Annotated in this window: 28 protein-coding genes; all 28 read left to right on the top strand. The window is 45.2% G+C overall.

Annotated elements, in window-relative coordinates:
• The first annotated feature begins 66 nt into the window (after window positions 1-66).
• Window positions 67-696 (top strand): CBS domain-containing protein, encoded by a 630-nt coding sequence (locus tag H9630_RS04250; RefSeq protein ID WP_191714219.1) that lies wholly within the window; start codon window positions 67-69, stop codon window positions 694-696.
• A gap of 71 nt (window positions 697-767) precedes the next feature.
• Window positions 768-1,520: a metallophosphoesterase gene (locus tag H9630_RS04255; RefSeq protein WP_191714220.1), complete on the top strand. Its 753-nt coding sequence runs from the start codon at window positions 768-770 to the stop codon at window positions 1,518-1,520.
• Between the two features lie 66 nt (window positions 1,521-1,586).
• Entirely contained in the window at window positions 1,587-2,564 is a 978-nt protein-coding gene (locus H9630_RS04260; RefSeq protein ID WP_191714221.1) for a YpdA family putative bacillithiol disulfide reductase, read from the top strand.
• A 70-nt stretch (window positions 2,565-2,634) separates the two neighbouring features.
• Complete coding sequence (locus H9630_RS04265) at window positions 2,635-3,603, top strand: asparaginase (protein WP_191714222.1); 969 nt, start codon at window positions 2,635-2,637, stop codon at window positions 3,601-3,603.
• Between the two features lie 88 nt (window positions 3,604-3,691).
• Window positions 3,692-4,387, top strand: coding sequence for a glutamic-type intramembrane protease PrsW (prsW, locus tag H9630_RS04270; RefSeq protein WP_191714223.1), 696 nt, complete (start codon window positions 3,692-3,694; stop codon window positions 4,385-4,387).
• Between the two features lie 154 nt (window positions 4,388-4,541).
• Window positions 4,542-5,216 (top strand): (d)CMP kinase, encoded by a 675-nt coding sequence (gene cmk / locus H9630_RS04275; protein ID WP_191714224.1) that lies wholly within the window; start codon window positions 4,542-4,544, stop codon window positions 5,214-5,216.
• A 1-nt stretch (window position 5,217) separates the two neighbouring features.
• Window positions 5,218-5,808, top strand: a complete 591-nt coding sequence (locus H9630_RS04280; RefSeq protein WP_191714225.1) for a lysophospholipid acyltransferase family protein — start codon at window positions 5,218-5,220, stop codon at window positions 5,806-5,808.
• Window positions 5,809-5,876: 68 nt separating this feature from the next.
• Window positions 5,877-7,022, top strand: coding sequence for a 30S ribosomal protein S1 (gene rpsA, locus H9630_RS04285; protein ID WP_191714226.1), 1,146 nt, complete (start codon window positions 5,877-5,879; stop codon window positions 7,020-7,022).
• Between the two features lie 22 nt (window positions 7,023-7,044).
• Complete coding sequence (gene fni, locus H9630_RS04290) at window positions 7,045-8,079, top strand: type 2 isopentenyl-diphosphate Delta-isomerase (RefSeq protein WP_318247977.1); 1,035 nt, start codon at window positions 7,045-7,047, stop codon at window positions 8,077-8,079.
• Between the two features lie 93 nt (window positions 8,080-8,172).
• The gene (der, locus tag H9630_RS04295) at window positions 8,173-9,483 is read left to right on the top strand and encodes a ribosome biogenesis GTPase Der (RefSeq protein ID WP_191714228.1); all 1,311 of its coding nucleotides are present in this window, start codon (window positions 8,173-8,175) and stop codon (window positions 9,481-9,483) included.
• A gap of 22 nt (window positions 9,484-9,505) precedes the next feature.
• A complete protein-coding gene (locus H9630_RS04300; RefSeq protein WP_191714229.1) occupies window positions 9,506-10,525 on the top strand; it encodes an NAD(P)H-dependent glycerol-3-phosphate dehydrogenase in 1,020 nt (339 codons plus the stop codon).
• A gap of 87 nt (window positions 10,526-10,612) precedes the next feature.
• Window positions 10,613-10,816, top strand: a complete 204-nt coding sequence (locus tag H9630_RS04305) for a DUF2768 domain-containing protein (RefSeq protein WP_191714230.1) — start codon at window positions 10,613-10,615, stop codon at window positions 10,814-10,816.
• A 10-nt stretch (window positions 10,817-10,826) separates the two neighbouring features.
• On the top strand, window positions 10,827-11,537 hold the full coding sequence (locus H9630_RS04310; RefSeq protein WP_191714231.1) for a hypothetical protein: 711 nt from the start codon (window positions 10,827-10,829) through the stop codon (window positions 11,535-11,537).
• A 173-nt stretch (window positions 11,538-11,710) separates the two neighbouring features.
• A complete protein-coding gene (locus H9630_RS04315; RefSeq protein WP_006829858.1) occupies window positions 11,711-11,983 on the top strand; it encodes an HU family DNA-binding protein in 273 nt (90 codons plus the stop codon).
• 691 nt (window positions 11,984-12,674) lie between these two features.
• Window positions 12,675-13,259: a GTP cyclohydrolase I FolE gene (gene folE / locus H9630_RS04320; protein ID WP_191714232.1), complete on the top strand. Its 585-nt coding sequence runs from the start codon at window positions 12,675-12,677 to the stop codon at window positions 13,257-13,259.
• Window positions 13,260-13,280: 21 nt separating this feature from the next.
• Window positions 13,281-13,502: a trp RNA-binding attenuation protein MtrB gene (gene mtrB / locus H9630_RS04325; protein WP_142826459.1), complete on the top strand. Its 222-nt coding sequence runs from the start codon at window positions 13,281-13,283 to the stop codon at window positions 13,500-13,502.
• Between the two features lie 77 nt (window positions 13,503-13,579).
• Entirely contained in the window at window positions 13,580-14,356 is a 777-nt protein-coding gene (locus tag H9630_RS04330) for a heptaprenyl diphosphate synthase component 1 (RefSeq protein ID WP_191714233.1), read from the top strand.
• A 5-nt stretch (window positions 14,357-14,361) separates the two neighbouring features.
• On the top strand, window positions 14,362-15,060 hold the full coding sequence (locus H9630_RS04335; protein WP_191714234.1) for a demethylmenaquinone methyltransferase: 699 nt from the start codon (window positions 14,362-14,364) through the stop codon (window positions 15,058-15,060).
• 21 nt (window positions 15,061-15,081) lie between these two features.
• On the top strand, window positions 15,082-16,056 hold the full coding sequence (hepT, locus tag H9630_RS04340; protein ID WP_191714235.1) for a heptaprenyl diphosphate synthase component II: 975 nt from the start codon (window positions 15,082-15,084) through the stop codon (window positions 16,054-16,056).
• Window positions 16,057-16,141: 85 nt separating this feature from the next.
• Window positions 16,142-16,588, top strand: a complete 447-nt coding sequence (gene ndk / locus H9630_RS04345) for a nucleoside-diphosphate kinase (RefSeq protein WP_191714236.1) — start codon at window positions 16,142-16,144, stop codon at window positions 16,586-16,588.
• Between the two features lie 228 nt (window positions 16,589-16,816).
• Window positions 16,817-17,989, top strand: a complete 1,173-nt coding sequence (gene aroC / locus H9630_RS04350; protein WP_191714237.1) for a chorismate synthase — start codon at window positions 16,817-16,819, stop codon at window positions 17,987-17,989.
• Window positions 17,990-17,991: 2 nt separating this feature from the next.
• Window positions 17,992-19,065 carry a 3-dehydroquinate synthase gene (gene aroB / locus H9630_RS04355; RefSeq protein WP_191714238.1) on the top strand — a complete coding sequence of 358 codons (1,074 nt, stop codon included), beginning with the start codon at window positions 17,992-17,994 and terminating at the stop codon, window positions 19,063-19,065.
• Complete coding sequence (gene aroH, locus H9630_RS04360; protein WP_191714239.1) at window positions 19,065-19,448, top strand: chorismate mutase; 384 nt, start codon at window positions 19,065-19,067, stop codon at window positions 19,446-19,448. Before aroB ends, aroH begins: the two co-directional genes overlap by 1 nt.
• Window positions 19,445-20,533 (top strand): prephenate dehydrogenase, encoded by a 1,089-nt coding sequence (locus H9630_RS04365; RefSeq protein WP_191714240.1) that lies wholly within the window; start codon window positions 19,445-19,447, stop codon window positions 20,531-20,533. The genes aroH and H9630_RS04365 overlap by 4 nt, the downstream gene beginning before the upstream one ends.
• Window positions 20,534-20,549: 16 nt before the next feature.
• A complete protein-coding gene (aroA, locus tag H9630_RS04370) occupies window positions 20,550-21,833 on the top strand; it encodes a 3-phosphoshikimate 1-carboxyvinyltransferase (RefSeq protein ID WP_191714241.1) in 1,284 nt (427 codons plus the stop codon).
• Between the two features lie 86 nt (window positions 21,834-21,919).
• Complete coding sequence (locus H9630_RS04375) at window positions 21,920-23,173, top strand: tetratricopeptide repeat protein (RefSeq protein ID WP_191714242.1); 1,254 nt, start codon at window positions 21,920-21,922, stop codon at window positions 23,171-23,173.
• Window positions 23,174-23,187: 14 nt separating this feature from the next.
• Window positions 23,188-23,748, top strand: coding sequence for a ReoY family proteolytic degradation factor (locus tag H9630_RS04380; RefSeq protein ID WP_191714243.1), 561 nt, complete (start codon window positions 23,188-23,190; stop codon window positions 23,746-23,748).
• 9 nt (window positions 23,749-23,757) lie between these two features.
• A complete protein-coding gene (locus H9630_RS04385) occupies window positions 23,758-24,210 on the top strand; it encodes a YpiF family protein (RefSeq protein WP_191714244.1) in 453 nt (150 codons plus the stop codon).
• Window positions 24,211-24,343 lie beyond the last annotated feature (133 nt).

Raw genomic sequence — 24,343 nt, forward strand, 5'->3', positions numbered from 1 at the left:
TCGGCTGATTAATAAACTTCCGAAAAGGGAATAGATGTTTATAGATTATAGAAGTGAGGCGAGCAGATGTTTGTAAAAAGCGTAATGGTCAAAAGAGAAAAATGCCATACTGTGCAGTTGGATGATTCCGTACAAGTAGGTTTTGAGTTGCTGGAAAAATACACAATTGATGCATTGCCTGTAGTGGAGGGAACCGAGTACAAAGGGATCTTCACTTGGTATTATGCCTATCGCGCATTTTTCCATTCCGGAAAAACAAAAGAAGAGTTTGCCAAAACCACTAAGGTCCGTGACGTCATTGTAAATGAAGATGTGTATTTGAATATCAATGATGTTTATGAAAAAGCATTGGTGGAATTGAATGATTTCCCGATCATTGCAGTTGTTGAAGACCATCAATTTTTGGGGATTGTAACCAGGTTTGATGTTGTCAATCAATTGCAAAGTGCTTTTGGCATGGACAGACCGGGCTATCGCATCACATTTACATCCGTAGAATCAGAAGGCCGTATCGGCCGCCTTGGTGAGATCATCGAAAAGTTCAAGGAATCGGTTGTTTCCCTTGTGACATTTGATGAGACCAATAAAATGGTTCGCCGCATTGTCCTGAAAATTGAAAAGAAAGACAACATTGACCGTTTTGTAAAAGAACTGGAGAAATCCGGCTTCCGTGTCTTGGATATCGCAGAAGATTAATTTTAAACTAAAATGAAAAAGCATAAGCCTCGCTTATGTTTTTTTCGTTTTTTGGAAGGACGCATCCCCTGATGAAATATTTTATCCGATTAGCTCTAGCAGCTTTTGCGCTGCTTCTTTTTATGGTGCGAAACGCTTTTGCGGAAAAGCTGAATAAGCAAACTATCCATCTGGCCTCAGAAAAGCCATTTGATCCATTTCAACTTCTTTTCATAGCAGATATCCATAGACGAACCATTAAAGCTGATCTTATTGATTTTCCGATCGATCTTATTGTCATCGGAGGCGATCTAGTCGAAAAGGGAGTGCCTTTGAAGCGAGTCGCTGAAAATATCAAAAACCTGACAGCTATCGCACCTGTTTATTTTGTATGGGGAAATAATGATCGTGAAGTGGATGAAACTTCACTCAGAAAAATTTTCGCGCATTACGGTGTGACTGTGCTGGATGACGAATCGGTGTCGCTATTCGGCAATAGCCGGTTGAAACTGGTTGGGCTGGATCATTTCGCTTACAAACCTGATGGCTTTGACAATGCATTTAAAGCTGTTGAAGTCGGTGATACCGTATTGTTTGTATCCCATACCCCTTTTGATTTTTGGAAAATCAAAGGGCCTTATTCAGCCGAATTGCTGCTGGCTGGCCATACTCACGGTGGCCAGATACGCATTGGCCCTTTCGGACTGTTTAAAAAAGGCTCGCTGAAAGTGAAAGAGGACCGGGTGGAGTTGATCAGCAATGGATTCGGTACGACAACACTCCACTTGCGTCTGGGAGCTCCAGCCGAATTTCATGTGCTGACCATAAAGCCTAAATTGAAATAAAATTTGTCACAAAGTGGATCCATCCATTATGCTTAAACAAGGATCAAGTACAGGAGATGTTTTGGAATGGAATATGTAGATGCTCTTATTATTGGAGGCGGCCCATGCGGATTGTCGGCCGCCATTGAATTGAAAGAAATCGGACTGCAGACGGTTGTGATTGAAAAAGGCAATATCGTTAATGCGATTTTCAACTACCCGACGCATCAAACCTTTTTCAGCACAAGTGAAAAGCTGTCTATAGGCGATGTCCCGTTCATCATTGAAGGACGCAAGCCGAAGCGCAATCAGGCGCTGGTCTATTATCGTGAAGTGGTAAAACGGAGCGGCATAAAAGTGCAGCCGTTTGAGACCGTGGAGCACGTGGAACGGAACGAGCAGGACGGTTCGTTCAGCGTCAAGACTTCAAAAGGCTATTATCAAGCAAAATATGTCATAGCGGCAACGGGCTATTACGATCAGCCCAATGCCTTGAATGTAGAAGGTGCAAAACTGCCGAAAGTGATGCATTATTTCAAAGAAGGCCATCCTTATTTTGATCAGGATGTGTTAATCATAGGGGGCAAGAACTCTGCTGTCGATGCTGCTCTGGAATTACATAAAGCAGGCAGCCGCGTCACGGTCTCCTATCATGGAACGAGCTACTCGAAAAGCATAAAACCATGGATTCTTCCGGAATTTGACGGTTTGGTAAGAAAAGGTGAAATCACCATGTTGTTTGATTCGATGGTCGACAAAATAACAGATACCAGCGTGGAGCTGACTGTCAACGATCAAAAAGAAACGATTCCCAACCACTTCGTCTTTGCCATGATCGGCTATCATCCAGACCATGCTTTCTTAAAGTCGATGGGAATTTCCATTGATCCGGCTTCCGGTCGCCCGACTTTCAATGAGGAAACGATGGAAACGGAAGTGGATAACCTTTACATTGCCGGCGTAATTGCGGCTGGGAATAATGCCAATGAAATCTTTATTGAAAATGGGCGCTTTCATGGACAGCAAATTGCGGAAGCTATTGCAAAAAAAGAAAGCACAGTTTAAATGTGCTTTCTTTTTTGTTTTGTTTTGATTTGAACGGATATAAACCGTGAACAAGAAAGGGTGTTTATTTATGAAAAAGAAAGTTTCACTAATTACAACGGGCGGAACAATTGCCAGCAGGCAGGTGTCTAACGGGCTCTTGAAATCCGGAGCGATTTCAGGAAAGGAATTGGCTGAACTTTGCCAACTTCCTGAAGAAATAGAAGTCAAAGTGATTGACGTATTTCAATTGCCGAGCATGCATATCGGATTCGATCAAATGCTGGAAATCAGAGAAGCCATCCTCCGGGAACTTCAGGATCCGGAAGTGGAAGGGGTTGTCGTTACACATGGCACGGATACATTGGAAGAAACCGCTTATTTCCTGGACCTGACAATCGGCGATGATCGGACGGTTGTCGTTACGGGGTCTCAACGTTCACCTGAAGAAGTTGGAACCGATGTTTATTCAAACCTGCGCAATTCCATTTATGTGGCTGTAGATCATAATTTAAGAGGCATAGGGGCTGTGGCAGTCTTTAACGAACGGATTTACAGCGGCAAATACGTAAAAAAAGTCCATTCCAGCAATCTGCAGGGATTTGATTCGTTTGGGCATGGTTATTTAGGTATCATCGACAATGACACGGTACGTGTATACCAGAAACCTGTAATGCACGAAGTCCATTTGGTTGAAAGTCCATTGCCAAGAGTGGATATCATAAAATGCCATTCCGGACAGGATGGTTACTTGATTGATATGTTGGTGGCAGGGCCAACTAAAGGGATTATTTTGGAAGCGGCAGGAAGAGGCCAGGTATCACCGCATATGGTGGAAGCGATTGACCATGCAATCAGACAAGGGATTCCCGTAGTAGTGACGACCAGTGCGGAGGAAGGAAATGCTTATCCGGCTTATAGCTATCCGGGAAGCGCGCATGATTTGCTGACTCGGGGTGTCATTCTTGGAAGTGACTATGACAGCAAAAAAGCGCGCATCAAACTTGCGGTCTTATTGTCTGCCGATGCGGACATTCCAGCGAATGCTTTTGAAAGATAGGGAATCTTAAAAGACAGCTCAGGAAACCTGAAAATCATGGCAATAAACATGATACAATTAAGGTAATACAAACAAAGGGGTATAGCGTATGATTATTTTATTAACTGTAGCAATAGCCCCGAGTTTAGCCCTGTTCAGTTACTTGTATTTGCGTGATCAATTTGCCAGTGAACCTTCGAAGCTGCTGTTTCAAAGTTTTTTATACGGAGCTATTTTGACTTTTCCAATTCTATTTGTCCAATATGTATTCGATGCTGAAGGCGTTTTTACCAGCGGCTTTGCCCAAAATGTCATTTTTTCCAGTGTAATCGAAGAATTTTTCAAATGGCTGGTTTTATTGATAGCTGTATACCGCCATGTCGATTTTGAAGATCCTTATGACGGGATTCTTTATGGAGCCAGTGTTTCTCTGGGATTTGCGACGGTGGAAAACATTTTGTATTTACTGGAATTTGGATTGCAGACCGCATTTCTGCGGGCATTTTTGCCGGTATCCAGCCATGCTTTGTTCGGCGTTGTCATGGGTTATTATTTCGGGAAAGCAAAATTCTCGAAAAGCAGCCAGCGCAGGCGTTGGCTTGGCTGGGCATTCCTCAGCTCTGTGATTCTGCACATGGCTTATAATACCAGTCTATATGTCTACGATAATATCATGTATGGAGCGATTCCATTTATGCTGTTTCTCTGGTGGTTTGGCCTTAAAAAAGTCAAACAGGCGCATTTGCTTTCTTTATCGCATTACCATGACCGCAATTCATCGATGCAATCCAGCGAACTGAAATAAATACCCGAAGAAAAGCCTCGATCTTAAAGGCTTTTTTTTGTTGGAGAAATTTTGCTTTCAGCCGATCATTTTATGTTTGGAGTTAAGTTCAGCCCGGGCGCTGGTGCATTTCTTATGGTAAAATATGATGAATACATATGATGAGGTGACTATTTTGACGAAACCGATACAAATAGCAATTGATGGACCGGCAGCTGCGGGCAAAAGCACGATTGCAAAAATCGTGGCCGAAAAGCTGGGTTATGTTTACATCGATACGGGTGCAATGTACCGAGCTATCACATTAAAAGCATTAAATGAAGGCATTAATATGGCCAGCAATACAGAGGCAGGCAAATTATTGGCAGAAACGGAAATTGATCTGCAGCCGTCAGAAGATGGCCAATTGGTTTTTTTGGATAAAAAAGATGTAACAGAAGCAATCCGTTCTCAGCATGTGACAAAGGCTGTTTCAGAGATGGCTGCACATGAATTGGTCCGGTTGCGTATGGTAGAGCTCCAACAGCAATTGGCTGAAGCGCGCGGAGTGGTTATGGATGGCCGGGATATCGGAACACATGTCCTTCCACACGCTGCGCTGAAAGTGTTTATGTCGGCATCCGTAGAAGAACGTGCGAGAAGAAGATTTGAAGAAAATAAGAAAAGAGATATCCTGACTCCGCTAGAAGAGCTTCAGGCTGAAATCGCCAAACGGGATAAAATGGACAGCGAACGTGAAGTTGCTCCGCTTCGGCAGGCGGATGACGCCATTTATCTCGATACAACCGCTTTGACGATTGATCAGGCGGCACAGAAAATATTGAAACTGGCTGAAGAGAGGTTGGTGTAAAGTGAATTTATATGCAGTTGGCAAAGGTTTGGTCAAAACCGTATTAAGCCCTTTATATCGTTTCGAAGTCATCGGAGCTGAAAATTTTCCGAAAGAAGGCGGCATTCTTCTATGTTCCAATCATATTCACGCGCTCGATCCGCCTGTTGTCGGAATGACAGCACCAAGAACCGTTCATTTTATGGCAAAAGAGGAACTATTTAAAGCTCCGATCCTCGGACCGATCCTTCCGAAAGTCAATGCCTTTCCTGTAAAACGTGGGATGAGTGACCGCGAAGCGCTCCGGACTGCTTTAAAGATCCTAAAAAGCGGCGAAGTTGTCGGACTGTTTCCTGAAGGAACCCGTTCAACTGACGGCGTCCTAAAAAAAGGGCTGAGCGGTGCAGGTTTTTTTGCGCTGCGAGGCAATGCGGATGTAATGCCTTGTGCAATCATCGGACCTTATAAAGCGTTTCGCAAAGTAAGGGTGGTGTACGGTGAGCCGATTCTAATGCAGCCGTTCCGTGAACGAAAAGCATCGGTAGATGAGGTAACCGAAGCCATAATGGCAAGCATCCAGAAGATTCTGGACAACTATGCTGAGAATAAGTGATAATTTTTGTTTTTATTAGAGAATTCGAATAAAATAGAAGGTGGATAGTTTGTGAAGGAGGGCTACTTATGTCAGAGGAAACGAACATGATGGAAAACCGTGACTTCCAAACAGGAGATCGCGTGAAGGGGATAGTGGCAAAAATTGAAGAAAAGGCAGTAACCGTAACAATTGAAGGGGCACCTTTTGATGGCATTATACCCATTAGTGAGTTATCGAGCCTGCATATCGAAAAAGCGTCGGATTCTGTACAAGTCGGTGATGAACTGAATCTGATCATCACGAAAGTGGAAGATGAAAATTTTGTTTTATCCAAACGCAAAGTCGATGCCGAACAGGCATGGGACGAATTGGAGAAAAAGTTTGAATCTGGTGAGATTATCGAAGCTGAAGTGAAAGACGTTGTGAAAGGCGGTTTGGTAGTCGATTTGGGCGTGCGCGGATTCGTACCGGCTTCTTTAGTGGAAGACTATTTTGTTGAGTCTTTCGAGGACTACAAAGGCAAAGTGCTGACTTTCAAGATTGTAGAAATGGAAAAAGAAAACAATCGCCTGATTCTTTCTCACCGAGCGGTGGTCGAAAAGGAAAAAGAATCCCAGAAAGAGCAGGTAATGGAACACATTCACGCTGGCGACGAGCTGAAAGGGAAAGTTCAACGGATCGCTTCCTTCGGTGCTTTTGTCGATATCGGAGGAGTGGACGGTTTGGTCCATATCTCGCAGCTGTCGCATGAGCATGTAGAAAAGGTATCTGATGTTGTAACGGAAGGGCAGGAAGTGACTGTCAAAGTGCTGTCTGTCGACCGTGATTCAGAACGTATTTCCTTGTCCATTAAAGATACCTTGCCAGGGCCATGGGATTCCATCGATGAAAAAGCGCCGAAAGGTTCTGTTCATGCCGGAACAGTTAAGCGCTTGGTCAGCTATGGTGCATTTGTGGAAGTATTGCCCGGAGTTGAAGGGCTGGTCCATATTTCTCAAATCGCCCATAAGCATATCGCAACACCGAATGAGGTGCTGACAGAAGGCCAAGAAGTTCAGGTCAAAGTGTTGGAAGTCAACAAAGCAGACAAACGCTTGTCCCTCAGCATCAAAGAATTGCTGGAAAAAGAAAGCGGCCAGGATTTTTCTGAGTACGACATGCCTGAAGAATCGACCGGATTCTCGATCAGTGATGTAATCGGTGATAAACTGAAAGGCTTTAAATCCGAATAATATGTCGAGAGCTCAGCGTAAAATGGATCATATACAATATGCTTTATCCACAGGACAAAGTAAAAAAAACATGTTCAATGATATTCGTTTCGTGCATCAGGCTTTACCGGATAGCGCGGTATCAAGTATCAGCATAAAACCGAAAACAGGTGATTTGAACTTGAAATCACCTGTTTTTATTAATGCCATGACAGGTGGCGGAGGCAGAGATACTGAACAGTTGAATGGCCTGCTTGCGCGAGTTGCCAAAGAGACGGGAGCAGCCATGGCGGTCGGATCACAAATGTCGGCACTTAAAGACCGTAATGAACGGGAATCTTATGCCATCGTGCGGAAAGAAAATCCGCATGGCATCCTATTTGCCAATCTCGGAAGCGAAGCAACGGTCCAGCAGGCACAGGAAGCAGTCGAGATGATCGAAGCCAATGCCCTGCAAATCCACTTGAATGTGGTGCAGGAATTGACGATGCCTGAAGGGGATCGTGATTTCCGTGGGGCATTCGACCGCATACAGGCAATCGCTGAACAGCTCCAAGTCCCGGTGATTGTTAAGGAAACAGGTTTTGGAATGTCCCGGGAAGCGGCTGAAAAATTAGCGGGAACTGAAGTTGCAGCTATTGATGTCAGTGGCTTTGGCGGCACGAATTTCGCCTCGATTGAAAACGAACGCCGCAGAAGAAAGCTGGCCTATTTTGAAGATTGGGGAATTCCGACAGCCGCTGCAATTGTGGAAGTGAAGAGCGTCTTTAAAAAGACGGTTCTCGCATCTGGTGGCATACAGGATGCCCAGGACATGATCAAAGCCTTTTTATTGGGTGCGGATGCTGTCGGCTTGGCAGGCTCTTTTTTGAAGACAGCCATGCAAGAAGGCGAAAAGCAGCTGATCGAAGAGATAGAAGCGCTGCATGAAGACTTAGCGATGATGATGACGGCTCTCGGAGCTGAAAACCTGACGGATCTGCAGAAATGTCCTGCGGTCATTTCGGGAGAATTGGCGCAGTATCTCAGTGCCAGAGGCTTTAGTCCGGCTTCATATGCAAACCCGAAGAAAAACTGAATATTACACATTTAAAGGGGATGGACATTTAACTGATGCCATCGCCTTTTTCGTGTATAATAGGCATATCAGAAGTGGAAGGATGAATTTTATATGTCAAAACCGGTAGTAGCAATAGTTGGCCGGCCGAACGTTGGTAAGTCCACGATTTTTAATCGCGTGGTAGGAGAACGGGTTTCCATAGTGGAAGATATTCCAGGAGTAACGCGTGACCGTATTTACAGCTCGGCAGATTGGCTGACACATGAATTTAATATTATAGATACGGGAGGCATTGATCTTCGTGACGAGCCATTCCTTGAACAAATCCGTCAACAGGCAGAAATTGCCATGGACGAAGCGGATGTCATCATTTTCCTTGTCAATGGGCGTGATGGTGTCACAACGCAGGATGAACAAGTAGCCAAAATTCTTTATCGTACAAAAAAACCGGTCATTCTGGCCGTCAATAAAATCGACAATCCCGATATGCGCCACCTGATCTATGATTTTTACACATTGGGAATGGGCGAGCCTTTTCCTCTTTCAGGATCTCACGGATTGGGTCTAGGGGATCTTTTGGACGAAGTGGCCAAAAACTTTCCGACCGAAGACGATGAGGAGTATCCGGATGATGTCATCAAATTCTCATTGATCGGCCGTCCGAACGTCGGCAAATCTTCTCTTGTAAACTCATTTTTAGGGGAAGAACGCGTTATTGTGAGCGAAGTCGCGGGAACGACACGCGACGCTATCGATACGCAATATGAATACAATGATCAGCCGTATGTCATTATCGACACGGCGGGAATGCGCAAAAAAGGGAAAGTTTATGAAACAACTGAGAAGTACAGTGTATTGCGCGCTTTGCGTGCCATCGAACGCTCAGATGTTGTTTTAGTGGTCTTGAACGCAGAAGAAGGCATTCAGGAGCAGGACAAAAAAATCGCCGGTTATGCACATGAAGCCGGCAAAGCAGTCATTATCATTGTCAACAAATGGGATGCTGTTGAAAAAGATGAAAAAACCATGAATGTCATGACACGCAAAATCCGTGAGCATTTCCTGTTCCTGGATTATGCACCGATTATGTTTGTGTCGGCAATCAGCGGCAAGCGCGTCCATAATATTTTGGAAATTGTCAATAAAGTCAATGACAACCATTCAAGACGAATCCAATCGAGTATTTTGAACGAAGTGATCGAAGACGCAGTAGCCATGAACCCGGCACCATCAGACAAAGGCCGTCGTCTGCGTGTTTATTATGCAACCCAAGTGGCCATCAAGCCTCCGACATTCGTTGTCTTTGTCAACGAGCCGGAAATGATGCACTTCAGTTATGAACGCTTCTTGCAAAACCGGATTCGTGAGAGTTTCGATTTTGAAGGAACTCCGCTTCGTCTTATCACGAGAGCGCGTACTTAAGGTAAAAAGGTGGTTTAATCTTATGGAAAAAGTTTCTGTTTTTGGAGCAGGAAGCTGGGGAACTGCGTTGAGTTATGTACTTGCTCAAAACAACCACGATCTATTGCTCTGGACACATCGTCAGGAGCAAGCAGACGAAATTAACCAGAATACCAATAAACGCTATTTGAAAGATACACAGCTACCGGAAAATCTGAAAGCAACCAGCGATTTATCAGAAGCTGTTGAGCATGGAGATATTTATGTATTGGCTGTTCCGACCAAAGCCATCCGTGAAGTCTGCCAGGACATTAAAAAAAGTCTGAATCGGAAAATTCTGTTCGTCCATGTTTCTAAAGGAATCGAACCGGATTCACTAAAGCGGATCAGCGAAATGATCCGTGAAGAAATTCCGGAGCAATGGATTGAAGATGTTGTCGTCCTGTCCGGACCAAGCCATGCGGAAGAAGTGGTGCAAGAGCATCCAACGACTGTTACGGCTGCCTGTGAGAACACAGCAGCAGCCAACCGCATTCAGGATCTGTTCATGAACCATTATTTCCGTGTTTATACGAATACCGATGTAATCGGTGTGGAAATCGGCGGAGCCTTGAAGAACATCATTGCTCTGGCTGTTGGAATCACAGACGGCTTGGGCTACGGCGACAACGCCAAAGCTGCTATCATGACGCGGGGGCTGGCTGAAATTGCACGCCTCGGTGTAAAGATGGGTGCAACTCCGTTAACTTTCTCCGGTTTGACCGGAGTGGGTGATTTGATCGTGACTTGCACCAGTGTGCATTCACGTAACTGGCGGGCAGGAAACATGCTTGGCAAAGGAAAATCATTGGACGAAGTGCTGGAAGAAATGGGCATGGTTGTCGAAGGGATACGGACGACGAAAGCAGCGTATCAATTATCAAAAGCTTATGACGTTCCGATGCCGATTACGTCTGCACTTTATGCCGTTCTATTCGATAATGTGTCGACCGATGACGCTGTTGAAAAGCTGATGGGCCGCATGAAGAAGAACGAAATGGAAGATTTGATCAACTTGCTTTAATTGTCACAAAAGAAGAGGGTGCAAGCTGCAGCCTCTTCTTTTTTTATGCTATACTATTGACTGAAACAGTATGAAAGGCGGGCATTTATGAGTGCGTTAGATAAAATGTGGGTATCGTTTGCCGGAATTGCTTTTTTGATGATTTCGATGGGTTTTATCTACTTGAGCAGATACAAGTTAAAAAATGGCATCCTTAAATTTATTTTTGCGCTAGTTGCTTACATTTTGCTGATTCTTGGATTCTTTATCATGATATTCATAGTATTCAGCGGCCCTACAGGCGGCGCTTGAGGTGAGGAAAATGAAAAAACCGACAATGTTTATTCTGCTTTTGCTCATTACCGTCTTTTTGACGGCCTGCGGATATCCGCAAAGTGAGAGAGCGGAGAACCAGATTCCTTATGAGGATCAATTGATTACCGTACAAAATGCAGTAAATCAATACAGAGGTGCATCAGGCGGCTTGTTGCCGATCAAAACTCGGGATATGGAAGTGGACCAATATATTAAGTACCCGATCGATTTTTCGAAAATCGTACCGGATTATACAGCAGAGGTCCCGACTAACGCATTTGAAACGGGCGGCATTTTTCAATATGTCCTGATGGATGTAGAAGAGAATCCAACCGTAAAACTTGTGGATTTGCAGGCGGCAGAAGCAATCAGATCCGTGAATGTGCGGAAAAGTGCAAACGGCGGAAAAGCGCCGATTTCTGAAATCCTTGCAGACAATGTTTATAAGTTCAATCACGATGCGATGGGGTTCTCGGAAGAACCGACAGTAGTCAGCCCATACAGTGGCCGTAATTTGCCGATGGTCATTACGGGCAGCGGAGATGTCTATATTGATTACTCGATGGATCTCTATTCAGCTCTTCAGGAATATGAAGGGGAGCTGGAAGCCGGTCAAGACATTCGCTTTATTCTGTACGAAGACCATGCAGTGGTGCCTGCTTATTCACTTCCCTACACTATAAATGAAGACAACGAACCGGTATTCTTAACCGAGTAAAAAACATTGATATGACGCGTTTTTAATAGAAATGACCCCTTTTTAGAAAATTTTGTTAGTATTTGGGGGTTTTATTGAAAAAGCAGGCTGTTTGTTGTTGCTATGCGATTTTCGATGTGATACTCTTTTTACAGGATTGATGGTTGCATCCCCTTTGAGAGGAGGTGAATAGCATGAACAAAACAGAATTAGTGAACTCTGTTGCTGAAGCAGCTGAACTTTCTCGTAAAGACGCTGCCAAAGCAGTTGACGCTGCATTTGAGACGATTCAAGACGCTCTTACTAAGGGTGAAAAAGTACAGTTGATCGGATTCGGTAACTTTGAAGTACGCGAACGCGCGGCCCGCAAAGGACGTAACCCACAAACTGGTGCTGAAATTGAGATCGCTGCAAGCAAAGTTCCTGCATTTAAGCCAGGTAAAGCGCTTAAAGACGCAGTGAAGTAAGCTTTAGCCTCTGTACATAGGATGACTTTTGCGAGACACAATCTTGCAAAAGTCATTCTTTTTTTGAGTCAACAATTTTGCGAAACACCTGTGCGTATGCTACGATTCATGTGAGAAAAGCGGAAGGAGCCGTTAAGACCCGACAGGCATAAGGCAGACCGGCAGAGTGGCGTTTTTTGCCGCACAGCTGGGCTGACTTATGACCCCGAGGGTCTGGCTCCTGACGCTAGACAGTGAGAAAAGCGGAGGCGATCGAGCAAAACCCGACGGGCATAAGACGGGCCGCCGAAGTGGCGCACTTTGCCACACAGGCGGAACGGCTTATGACCCCGAGGGTTTGATCGCCGAAGCTAGACAGTGAGAAAAGCGGAGGCGGCCGTTCTGCTCCGACAGGCATAAGACGATCTGGCGAAGCGGCGTACTTTGCCGCACAGCCAGAGTGGCTTATGACCCGAGGTGCAGGCCGCCGAAGCTAGACGGTGAAAAAAGCGGAGGCGGCTAAGGAAGGTAACCTAAAACCGCGGCTTCCTGCCGCAACGGTTACCTGACCCACATCCTGCGGGCCGCCGGAGCTGTACAATGAGAAATATGCACATACAAGTGGAGATTGCTGACATACAAAGAAAATCCACCGGTTAGCCATCCTGCTGCCAAAAAAATAACCGATTCGTCTTCAACAGGAGGAAACAGAATGATAGATGTGAAAGCACAAACAGTAGACCTAGATAAAATTGAAAAAGCTGTCTCGATGATTTTGGAAGCAGTTGGGGAAGACGTAAGCCGAGAAGGATTACAGGATACGCCTAAAAGGGTAGCTAAGATGTACGCCGAAGTATTTTCTGGATTAAAAGAAGATCCAAGAGAATATTTTAAAACAGTTTTTCATGAAGGCCACGAAGAACTCGTGCTCGTTAAAGATATTCCTTTCTACTCGATGTGCGAACATCATCTTGTTCCGTTTTTCGGAAAGGCACATATCGCCTATATTCCTCGCGACGGAATCGTGACAGGATTAAGCAAACTGGCTCGTGCTGTGGAGACGGTCGCTAAACGCCCGCAGCTGCAGGAACGCATTACTTCTACGATTGCAGACTCTCTGATGGAAACCTTAAACCCGCATGGCGTATACGTCATGATTGAAGCAGAACATATGTGCATGACTATGAGAGGCATTAAGAAGCCAGGATCCAAGACGGTAACCGCTGTTGCACGCGGCATTTTAGAAACGGACGACATAAAGCGTTCAGAAGTAATCACATACATTAATATGAATTAAATTGGAAAAGCAGGTGTAGACATGGCTCAAACGGAATACATTGTAATTCGCGCCCAAGAAGATGGCGTGAACGTAATCGGACTGACACGCGGTAATGACACAAAATTTCACCATACTGAAAAATTGGATAAAGGCGAAGTGATGATTGCTCAATTTACGGAGCATACTTCAGCTATGAAAATCCGCGGCAAAGCGGAAATTCATTCTGCCCATGGTATCGTTGAAAGTGACGCTAAAAAATAAACGATATTGGATGAAGGCAAGGCTTTGCCTGTGATATACTATTGTAGTATGGCTAAATCATGAATGGAGCAAGCAGTATGAATGGACACCAAATACAATCGAAAATTATTTCCATGGGGATTGAAGTCTTGGACGCTGTGCGCCAGCGGACACTCGATCAATATACAGAAGGTCCATCGGTAAAAGAATCCCGTTTGTTTTTTTTGCTACTGCCTTTTTTTGACGGAAAAGAGTGGTCGCCTGAAATTGAAGCCTCAGCAAAGACAGTTTCCATCGTTTATGCCGCTTTGCATGCCCATGATCAAGTAAGGGAAGATGCTCCAATTATCAAAGAGCAGCAGCTAACGGTGTTGGCTGGAGATTTATACAGCGGCATTTATTACCAGATGCTGGTCAATACGAAAAATATTGCGATGGTCCAGCGATTGGCTTCAGCTATCATCCAAGTGAGCGAAAAGAAAACATCCTTTTTTGAAGGAGTTGTTCGTCCGCTGGAGGAAGTGGAAGATGCCATCAGCATTATTGAAACAGAACTTTTAATGTCATTTTATCGATTTTATGGTTTTACCGAATACGAAACGCTTGCTAAGCAAGCATTGCTTTATATCCGCTACGCTGATGAATTGCAGCGGTTGCAGTCTAAAAACTATTCGCATGCATTGCGCGAATTGAATACCAGTTTTGTTCACGAAATCTATACAGAGCATTGGCTGCTGGAAAAACTGGACAGTCTCCATGGGAAAATTTTGACGTCCATTGCTGACTGTTCGTTGGATTATGAACTGGAAAAATATTTGCTCCATCAAATAACCCCGCACCAGCATAGAGCTGAGCAGCTGACCCGAGAAGGATGACTGATATGCCTAAAACGAAAGAACAAAGAGTCCACGAAGTATTTGAAAAAATATCCGAGAACTATGACCAAATGAATTCGGTCATCAGCTTTCAACAACATAACAAATGGCGTGAAGATACCATGTACAAAATGCAGGTTCCTAAAGGTGCCGCTGCCATTGACGTATGTTGCGGAACGGCTGATTGGACTATTGCACTTGGTAAAGCAGTCGGTGAAACAGGACAAGTGGTAGGGCTGGATTTCAGCCAGAATATGCTGAATGTCGGACATGAGAAGACCAAGGATATGCCTCAGATCAAGTTGATCCAAGGAAATGCGATGTCTTTGCCATATCCTGATAATTCATTTGATTTTGCGACAATCGGCTTTGGTTTGCGGAATGTTCCGGATTACCGACAAGTCCTTTCCGAAATGCACCGTGTGCTGAAACCGGGTGGGATGATTGCATGCCTAGAAACATCGCAACCGCAAAACATCGTGTTCAAACCGTTTTTCAGAATTTATTTCCGGTTCATCATGCCGGTTTTCGGTAAGCTTTTTGCTAAAAGTTACAAAGAGTATTCATGGTTGCAGGAATCGGCAAAAACATTCCCAGGCATGAAACAATTGGCGAAGTTGTTTACAGAAGTCGGGTTTGAAAAAGTGAAATACAAGCCTTACACCGGAGGCGCCGCAGCCCTCCACCTAGGTATAAAAAAGTAAATTAGCGGGAGAAGGATTTTAGTGGAAAAGATGAAGTTGAAATTGCTCTATTCCGACCTTGGACCGGAACTGGAAATGATCGAAAAGGAATTGGAACAGGCAGTGGATTCCGAGTCTCTCCTATTAAATGATGCATCTCTTCATTTATTGCAGGCCGGAGGGAAAAGAATCCGACCTGTTTTTGTTTTGCTTGCAGGAAAATTTGGCGATTACAATATAGACGTCATGAAACGCGTAGCTGTGCCGCTCGAGCTGATTCACATGGCTTCTTTGGTCCATGATGACGTTATAGACGAATCGGAGATCCGAAGAGGGCGCCCGACCGTCAAGGCACAGTGGAACAACAGTGTTGCGATGTATACAGGTGATTTCATACTGGCACGTGCATTGGAACGAATTACGGAAATTGAATCGCCTCGCATCCATGAGATTCTTTCTAAAACGCTCATTGAAGTTTGCCGGGGTGAGATTATTCAGATCAAGGATAAGTACAAGCTTGATCAAAACTTGCGGGATTATTTTCGGCGTATCAAACGGAAGACGGCCCTACTCATTTCATCAAGCTGTGAATTAGGGGCATTGGTGTCAGGTACGGATGAAAAGACCGCAGCGCATTTGCGCCGCTTTGGTTACTTTATTGGCATGTCGTTCCAGATTATCGATGACATCCTTGATTTCACTTCAACGGATGAAGAGTTGGGGAAACCGGCTGGCAGTGACTTTATACAAGGCAATATCACTTTGCCGATTTTATGCGCACGAAAAGATACGGAAATCTATGCCATGCTGAAAGCTAACCTCAATAAGGAGCTCAGCAATGAAGATCGGCTGATGATTGTCGATACGATTCGCAGCAGCTCTGCCATTGAAGAAGCGAAGGCCATGAGTGACCGTTATTTGGAGAAAGCCTTGCGGGAACTTTCCTTTTTGCCTAAAGGGAAAGCGGTGAAGACCATGCGCAAAATCGCGTATTTCATCGGCAAGCGCAATTTTTAAGTTGCTGGTTGACAAATGAGCCGACAATGATAGTATTTTTTAAGGTGGGCAAAAAGCCCGAGCTTTTAATAGAGGAGTGTTTACATTGGAAAAAACATTTTTAATGGTTAAACCGGATGGCGTTCAACGCAACGTAATCGGAGAAATCGTCGCACGTTTCGAGAAAAAAGGATATCATTTGGCTGGTGCTAAATTGATGCAGATCCCTACTGAATTGGCTGAAGAGCATTACGGCGAACACAAAGAACGTCCATTCTTCGGAGAATTGGTTGAATTCATCACTTCAGGTCCTGTATTCGCAATGGTTTGGGAAGGCGAAAACGTGATTTTGACTGCACGTCAGATGATGGGCGCTACAAACCCTAAAGATGCGGCTCCAGGAACAATCCGCGGAGACTTCGCAGTCACTGTCGGCAAAAACATGATTCACGGTTCAGATTCTGCTGAAAGCGCAGAACGTGAAATCGGCTTGTTCTTCAAAGAAGAAGAATTGGTTTCATACGAAAAAACAATCAACAGCTGGGTTAACTAATCCAACCTGTTAAAAGCAGCCTAGCTGCTTTTTTTTATTTGATGATAGAGCCGTCCTGGTTTGGGGTTGGCTCTATTTTTTTAATTGGTTGAAATGAACAATTCATGAAGGTAAAAATTCTCAATTGATTGAAGTTTCACTTTATCTGAATTTCATATAGAATTGAAGAAATGCCTTATGGTATAGTGATACATAAATACTTTAGCACGTTGAAGGGAGAAAGCGTAAATGCGTTATTTAACAGCAGGAGAATCACACGGTCCGCAATTGACTGCCATCATAGAGGGGTTGCCGGCGCAATTGCCTTTGACGGCGGAGATGGTCAATAAAGAATTGAAAAGACGCCAAGGCGGACATGGCCGCGGAAGACGGATGCAGATCGAGAAGGATACGGTGGAGATCGTTTCCGGCGTTCGACACGGCAAGACATTGGGCTCTCCTGTCGCTTTAGTCGTCAAAAATGACGATTGGAAACATTGGACTTCCATCATGGGGATTGAACCAATTGAAGATACAGAAGAAGTAAAGCGCCAAATCACGCGCCCACGTCCCGGCCACGCTGATTTAAACGGTGGTATGAAGTATGGCCACCGGGATCTCCGAAACGTCCTGGAGCGGTCGTCAGCGCGCGAAACGACTGTCCGTGTGGCAGTTGGTGCAGTAGCGAAGCAATTGCTTGCTGAACTGGGCATTAAAATCGTCTCGCACGTAACAGAAATTGGCGGAATCAAAGTGAATCCGGAAAGCTATCTTGGAAAGTCTGCAGATGAAATCCGTGACATCGTTGAAAATGATGCGGTGTATTGTGCGGATCCTTCCGTCACAAAACAGATGACGGATTTGATTGACCAAACCAAAAAGAACGGCGATTCCATCGGCGGGACAGTAGAAGTGATTGTAGAAGGCATGCCGGCCGGAATCGGCAGCTATGTGCATTACGACCGCAAGCTGGATGCAAAACTGGCGGCGGCCATCATGAGCATCAATGCTTTTAAAGGGGTGGAATTCGGCTTAGGCTTTGAAATGGCCAGAAAACCCGGCAGCGAAGTGCATGACGAAATCCTGTGGGATGAAGAAAATGGCTATACGCGTAAAACCAATAACCTGGGTGGATTCGAAGGCGGCATGACGACCGGGATGCCGATTATCGTCAGAGGCGTCATGAAACCGATCCCGACTTTATACAAACCATTGAATAGTGTCGATATCGAAACAAAAGAACCGTTCCAGGCAAGCATTGAACGCTCGGACAGCTGTGCCGTTCCGGCAGCTTCCATCGTTGCTGAACACGTTGTAGCGTGGGAAGTGGCGAACGCTTTACTGGATCAATTTGATGCAGACCAAATGCCGCGCCTGATCGATAACTTGAAAAATTACATGAATTACACGAAGGAGTTTTAAGCATGAAGCAATTGCGGGTCGAAGCTGACCATCCTTATACAGTCCATATCGGAGCAGGAGCATTCGGGTTGTTTGCCAATGAATACCGCCCTTTGCTGGATGCAGCAGACCGCATTGTGGTCATAGCGGATGAACAGGTGGCGGAACTGCATTTGCAGTATCTATTGGATTTTTTGAAAGAGTGGGATGTCCGTGTGTTGACGGTGCCGTCGGGTGAAGCCGCAAAATCCGTCGAAACCTTCATGGCTTGCCATAGTTTCCTCTTATCCGAAAATTGTTCGAGAAATTCATTGCTCATGGCATTTGGAGGAGGCGCAACAGGCGACGTGGCCGGGTTTGTCGCTTCAACGTTCATGCGGGGTATTCCATTCATCCAACTCCCCACCACCATTTTGGCCCATGACAGTGCGGTAGGCGGAAAAACAGCCATCAACCATGAACTCGGCAAAAACATGATCGGGACGTTCTACCAGCCGAAAGCTGTTTTATATGACAGCAAGCTGCTCGAAACCTTGCCTCCCGGTGAAGTGCGGTCCGGCATGGCTGAAGTGATCAAACATGCTTTTATCTCCAATGGAACATGGTTGGAGGAGCTTTTGGCTATCCGTGACTTCAAAGATATGGCTCGGGAAGAATTGAACCAACACCTGGAAAAAGGCATTGCTGTGAAAGCGGCTATTGTCGAAGAAGATGAATTTGAAGGCGGCGTCCGGAAATACCTCAACTTCGGCCATACGCTGGCACATGCTCTAGAAGGCCATTTGGGTTATGGCAATATCACCCACGGAGAAGCTGTGGTTCTGGGCATGTCCTATGCCTTGTTATTGTCCGAGCACGAAAAATTGGATGACTACATCCGATGGGCACATGAAAACGGCTATCCGCTTCATATAGTAAAGGACATCCGATTTGATGCGTTATTGCCTTACATGAAAAAAGACAAAAAGTCTTCACAGGGGATATTGAATTTTGTTCTCCTTAAACAGACGGGAATGCCGTTTGTGGAAAAAGTGGAGGAGCAGCGGGCAAGATCCGCCTATGAAAAATTAATCCTACAGATAGAAGAGGTGATTTGATGATACGTGGAGTAAGAGGAGCAATCACAGTTTCGGCAGACCAGCCGGAGGAAGTCCTGCAAGAAACCAGACGCCTGGTGCTGGAAATTGCGAGGGAAAACAAAATCGAACCTGACCACGTTGCTTCTGTGATCATTTCGACTACGACAGATATTTCATCTGCTTTTCCTGCTAAAGCTGTACGCACCATTGATGAGTGGAATTTTGTGCCGGTCATGTGCACACATGAAATGGATGTTCCAGGCAGCATGCCTTTATGCATCCGAGTCATGATGCATGTCAATACAGAGTTAAGCCAAAAGGAAATCCATCATGTTTATTTAAATGAAGCAACAAAATTGCGTCCGGATTTGACGGCTAAAAGCCAGGTGAGTTCCACGTGACAACACATATTTTGATCATCGGCCTGGGCTTGATTGGCGGATCGTTGGCTAAAGCACTGCAGCGCAACAGCGATGTCCATGTGGCAGGATACGATGCCGACGCTTTAACGGCTAGAAAAGCTTTTAAAATGGGCATTATACATAGTTCTCCGCCATCTCTTGAACAGGCTGCTTCTGAAGCGGACGTTATTGTTTTTGCTACGCCGGTCGGTGCCACAATCAAGTTGATGGAACAAAGCAAATACTGGGATTTGAAAAAAGACGTTATTTTGACGGATACTGGCAGCACGAAAATCCAAATCATGGAATCAGCTAAAAATCTGGATCATGTCTTTATTGGCGGCCATCCAATGGCGGGTTCGCATAAAAGCGGTGTAGAAGCAGCCAAGGATGTCTTATTTGAAAATGCCTTCTACATCCTGACGCCCGGGGATAAAGCTGATGGCAAGAGCCTCCAGCTATTGAAAGGCCTATTGGTTGCCACAAAAGCAAAAATCGAAGTGCTGTCAGCAGAAGAACACGACCACATGACAGCCATTGTCAGCCACTTCCCCCATTTGATTGCTGCTTCTTTAGTGCATCAATTGGATCAAGAGGAGAAATTTCCTTTTGCACGGCAATTGGCTGCCGGTGGGTTCCGTGATACAACACGGATTGCTTCATCGAACCCGGAAATGTGGCGCGATATCACCACACAAAACAATACCATGATCGTCCAGCAATTGAACAATTGGATGGAACAGATGGATCAACTAAAGGATATGCTCGTGAAAAACGATCCTGAACCGATTCAACAATTCTTTTCGCATGCCAAAACGGTTCGTGATGAATTGCCGATAGCGGGGCATGGTGCCATGTTTTCTGTATTTGATTTGTATATTGATATCCCCGATGTTCCGGGAAGCATTTCAGAATTGACGGGTTACCTGGCTGAAGAACAGATCAGCATCGTCAATCTGCGGATTTTGGAAACACGCGAAGACGTATTCGGTATTCTCGTCATCAGTTTCCAGACAGCGGAAGACCGTGCCCGTGCACAAAAATGCATTTCGGCACGGACAGTTTACGATTCGTATATTTCCTGAAAGGACGGATACGCCCATGGCATTATCGTTAGCATATAAAAAACCTTCCCTGACAGGCAGCATTCAAGTGCCCGGGGACAAATCCATCTCCCACCGCGCCATCATGTTCGGTTCTATGGCTTCGGGTACCACCACAGTGAAAGGCTTCCTGATGGGAGATGATTGTTTAAGCACCATATCCTGCTTTCAAAAGCTGGGAGTGAAAATTGACATTTCGGATGAAGTCGTGACAATCCAGAGTGAAGGCGAAGATTCGTGGAAAGAGCCTTCTGAAGTGCTGGATACCGGGAACTCTGGAACTACGACGCGCTTGATGCTTGGGCTGTTGGCGGGAACTTCATTTCATTCTGTGCTCGCCGGTGATGAGTCGATCGCCAAACGCCCGATGAAACGCATTATTAATCCACTGCGTGAAATGGGTGCAGACATTCGCGGTCGTATGGATGGCCAGTATACGCCTCTAGCGGTACAAGGAACGGCTCTTAAAGCGATTGACTACACGTTGCCAGTTGCCAGTGCGCAAGTGAAATCCGCTATCTTGCTGGCTGCATTGAAGGCAGAAGGAAAAACGGTCATTCACGAGCCGATCGCTTCACGTGATCACACTGAAATTATGCTGGAACATTTCGGAGCGACGATTACACGTGAAAACCAGCTGATCAAGTTGGAGGGCGGCCAAAAGTTGACGGCTGCCCATGTTCAAGTGCCTGGCGACATTTCGTCCGCTGCGTTCATGATCGGGGCTGCCTTGGTTACAGAAAACAGCAAAGTGACGTTGAAGAATGTCGGCATCAATCCGACACGTACCGGCATTCTGGATGTAATCGAAAAAATGGGCGCCTCTTTCGAGCTGGTGGAAAACGATACGGAGGGAGAACGTTCTGCGGACGTAACCGTCTATTCCAGCAAGTTAAAAGGTACAGAAATCGGTGGAGAGCTGATTCCTCGATTGATTGACGAGATTCCGCTGATTGCCCTGATTGCGACGCAGGCAGAAGGAACGACGGTCATTAAAGACGCAGAAGAACTCCGGGTTAAAGAAACCGACCGCATCGCTGCAGTCGTCAAGGAATTGACAAAAATGGGAGCGAATATCGAAGCGACAGAAGATGGCATGATCATTCAAGGGCCGACTGCTCTAACTGGAGCAGAAATGACTTCCTACGGAGACCACCGCCTTGGCATGATGGCTGCAATCGGTGCTTTGGCTGCATCTGGAGAAGTCGTAATCGATGATCCGGAATGCATATCGATTTCTTACCCTAATTTCTTTGAACATTTGAATTTACTGACAAAATGACTCTCCTGTTGGAGAGTTTTTTTATTATGATAAAGCAGGTATTTCGTGTAGGATGAGAGTAAGAACGTGAAGGAAAAGGTGATAGGATGTCTAATATTGAAGAGATACAGAATGCCGTTAAGCAAGGAGATCCCAATCTCCTGAACACATTGCTGGATAAATATTTGCTGCAGGGAGATCCAGATGAGCAATATGGTTTGTCGGAATGGCTGGCAGAAATCGGTTTTGTGGAAGAAGCGATCAAAGTGTTGGAACATCTGCAGTACATTTTCCCGGAAGAAGCCCAGCTCATCATTGATCGTGCGAACCTTTTGATCGACGCTGACCGTGAAGACGATGCGTTGAATGCATTGATGGAAGTGCCGAAAGACGACGAGCTTTATGCTCAGGCGCTGGTGACACTGGCGGATTTGTTCCAGTTGCAGGGCTTGCTGGAAGCCGCTGAAAACCGTTTAAACGAAGCGATAGAGCTTATGCCGGACGAACCGCTCCTGCAACAGGCGAAAGCCGAGTTGCTGCTGGATTCGGGGCGATACCTGGAATCGGCAAAAATCTATCAGGAATTGGAAGGGCGCAATATTGAGATTGAAGGCGTCAACTTTTCCGAAAGGCTTGCTGAAGTATACAGTGCAGGAGCTGCTTATGAAGAAGCTTTGCCTCATTATGAAAAAGCCTTGGAAGACCAAACAACTCCGGATGTCCTGTTCGGGGCAGCATTTGCTGCCTTCCAGACACGCCAGTATGAAATGGCTGTCCGGCGTTTGGATGAATTGATCGATATCGATCCGGATTATTTTTCCGCTTACTTGCTGAAGGCGCAAAGCCTGAATATGTCAGAAGACTATGATGCTGCATACAAAGCAATAATTGAAGGCATAAGCCGTGATGAATTCGATAAGGAACTATACTTGTTCGCCGGCAAACTGGCGATGAAACTCGGCAAACCCGAAGAAGGAGTCAACCATCTGCGCCAGGCAATCGCATTGGATCCCGAATACATGGAAGCCATCTACACCTTGGTGTCTTACTTCCATGGCGAAGAGATGGATGAAGATGTTCTGGAACTTGCAGAAATGGTGATTGAAAGCGGCGATGACTGGGCTGGCCTTTACCCGATGATCGCGGAAGCTTACGAGCGCTCTGAAAATTACCAGCAGGCGACAGTTTATTACGAGAAAGCTTACCCGTCATTTAAAGACGATGCGGCTTTCCTTAAAAACTACGCTTTATTTCTCATAGAAGAAGGAAAAAGAGGGGCGGCCCTCGAAATGATTAAAGAGCTGCAGGCCCTGGAACCGGAAAATCCGGAATGGTTCGACTGGCAGCAATCGTTTGAATGAAAGGAGGAAATTTCATGACCGCTTCAGTATCGATAGGTGAAAAAAAGCAATTCGTCCGTTGGTTTCTGCAATCGTACAAAATGAAAAGACGCGAATGCATTTGGATTCTTAATTATATGTTGAGCAACGAAGAACTGCTTGAAAAAACCCATTTTGTTGAAGAAGCGCATTATTGTCCACGTGCAATGGTCATGTCCTCAACAGAATCAAAAGAAATCCCGTTCCGCTTCTACAAAGGGAACCTAATGACAGCAGATGCAGAAAAATCGTTCCACGATCTGCGTCTGAATCCAGATGATGATTTATACGTTCAGTTGAATTTCCCGAACATTCCTCCACCGTCCTTGTATTTATCGGTTTTGGAAGAAAATCCGTATATCCCTAAAAATGTCTCTGTCAGCGAGCAGGACCAATTAATCGCTGAAAAGATTCTGGAAGAGAGTATGCAGATTTTCCAGGAGGAAACGATTCATAAGCAAATTGATGAAGCACTGGATGCCAACGACCGCGAAAAGTTCTTTGAACTATCGGCTATGCTCCAGGCATTTAAAACCTTAAAAAAAGATGGAGTGTGAAATAGCTTTATGCATTTTTTCGGAAAAGAGATCGATCAATATTTGAACCAGCAGGATTATGTCGATACGGCTGTAATTCCGCTTCTTCCGTTGGACATGAGCGCTGCCGGAATGAAGTCGAGTGCCGGTGCTTCTGAATACCTGCAATCTTTGACTGCTTTATTGGAGAAACAATTCAAAGGGCGGATACTTTTGCTTCCGCCTATTTCTTATGCCAAAATAGCAAATCGCCAGCGGATAGCAGAAGAATTGACGGAAGAATTAAAGCAGACAAAGTTCAAACATGTGTTTTATTTGACCACTGATGCCGAATGGCGGACCATTGACAGTTTAAAAAATGTATTATGGCTGCCGGCGATTCCAATCGAAGATATGGACCAATCTTTTAAGAAATCCGTAATGGAAGACCAGTTGAGACAAGTATTGCCGCTATTTATGAAAGAATGGTCACATCATTCATGAAATGTTCACAATCTGCAGGAATAGGCTCTTTGCGATATTGACCTAAAGATTTGATTGATATATTATTAGGTTGTCCTAGTAATTATATTTGAATGAGTATGTCCATTGGACTGACCTTGAATGTTAGAGGGGG

The organism is Planococcus wigleyi (assembly GCF_014836985.1).
Taxonomy (GTDB): domain Bacteria; phylum Bacillota; class Bacilli; order Bacillales_A; family Planococcaceae; genus Planococcus; species Planococcus notacanthi.

Coding starts and splice junctions, on each gene's coding strand:
- H9630_RS04250 (WP_191714219.1), top strand. CDS start 67: ATGTTTGTAAAAAGCGTAATGGTCAAAAGAGAAAAATGCCATACTGTG.
- H9630_RS04255 (WP_191714220.1), top strand. CDS start 768: ATGAAATATTTTATCCGATTAGCTCTAGCAGCTTTTGCGCTGCTTCTT.
- H9630_RS04260 (WP_191714221.1), top strand. CDS start 1,587: ATGGAATATGTAGATGCTCTTATTATTGGAGGCGGCCCATGCGGATTG.
- H9630_RS04265 (WP_191714222.1), top strand. CDS start 2,635: ATGAAAAAGAAAGTTTCACTAATTACAACGGGCGGAACAATTGCCAGC.
- prsW (WP_191714223.1), top strand. CDS start 3,692: ATGATTATTTTATTAACTGTAGCAATAGCCCCGAGTTTAGCCCTGTTC.
- rpsA (WP_191714226.1), top strand. CDS start 5,877: ATGTCAGAGGAAACGAACATGATGGAAAACCGTGACTTCCAAACAGGA.
- fni (WP_318247977.1), top strand. CDS start 7,045: ATGGATCATATACAATATGCTTTATCCACAGGACAAAGTAAAAAAAAC.
- der (WP_191714228.1), top strand. CDS start 8,173: ATGTCAAAACCGGTAGTAGCAATAGTTGGCCGGCCGAACGTTGGTAAG.
- H9630_RS04300 (WP_191714229.1), top strand. CDS start 9,506: ATGGAAAAAGTTTCTGTTTTTGGAGCAGGAAGCTGGGGAACTGCGTTG.
- H9630_RS04305 (WP_191714230.1), top strand. CDS start 10,613: ATGAGTGCGTTAGATAAAATGTGGGTATCGTTTGCCGGAATTGCTTTT.
- H9630_RS04310 (WP_191714231.1), top strand. CDS start 10,827: ATGAAAAAACCGACAATGTTTATTCTGCTTTTGCTCATTACCGTCTTT.
- H9630_RS04315 (WP_006829858.1), top strand. CDS start 11,711: ATGAACAAAACAGAATTAGTGAACTCTGTTGCTGAAGCAGCTGAACTT.
- folE (WP_191714232.1), top strand. CDS start 12,675: ATGATAGATGTGAAAGCACAAACAGTAGACCTAGATAAAATTGAAAAA.
- mtrB (WP_142826459.1), top strand. CDS start 13,281: ATGGCTCAAACGGAATACATTGTAATTCGCGCCCAAGAAGATGGCGTG.
- H9630_RS04330 (WP_191714233.1), top strand. CDS start 13,580: ATGAATGGACACCAAATACAATCGAAAATTATTTCCATGGGGATTGAA.
- H9630_RS04335 (WP_191714234.1), top strand. CDS start 14,362: ATGCCTAAAACGAAAGAACAAAGAGTCCACGAAGTATTTGAAAAAATA.
- aroC (WP_191714237.1), top strand. CDS start 16,817: ATGCGTTATTTAACAGCAGGAGAATCACACGGTCCGCAATTGACTGCC.
- aroB (WP_191714238.1), top strand. CDS start 17,992: ATGAAGCAATTGCGGGTCGAAGCTGACCATCCTTATACAGTCCATATC.
- aroH (WP_191714239.1), top strand. CDS start 19,065: ATGATACGTGGAGTAAGAGGAGCAATCACAGTTTCGGCAGACCAGCCG.
- aroA (WP_191714241.1), top strand. CDS start 20,550: ATGGCATTATCGTTAGCATATAAAAAACCTTCCCTGACAGGCAGCATT.
- H9630_RS04375 (WP_191714242.1), top strand. CDS start 21,920: ATGTCTAATATTGAAGAGATACAGAATGCCGTTAAGCAAGGAGATCCC.
- H9630_RS04380 (WP_191714243.1), top strand. CDS start 23,188: ATGACCGCTTCAGTATCGATAGGTGAAAAAAAGCAATTCGTCCGTTGG.
- H9630_RS04385 (WP_191714244.1), top strand. CDS start 23,758: ATGCATTTTTTCGGAAAAGAGATCGATCAATATTTGAACCAGCAGGAT.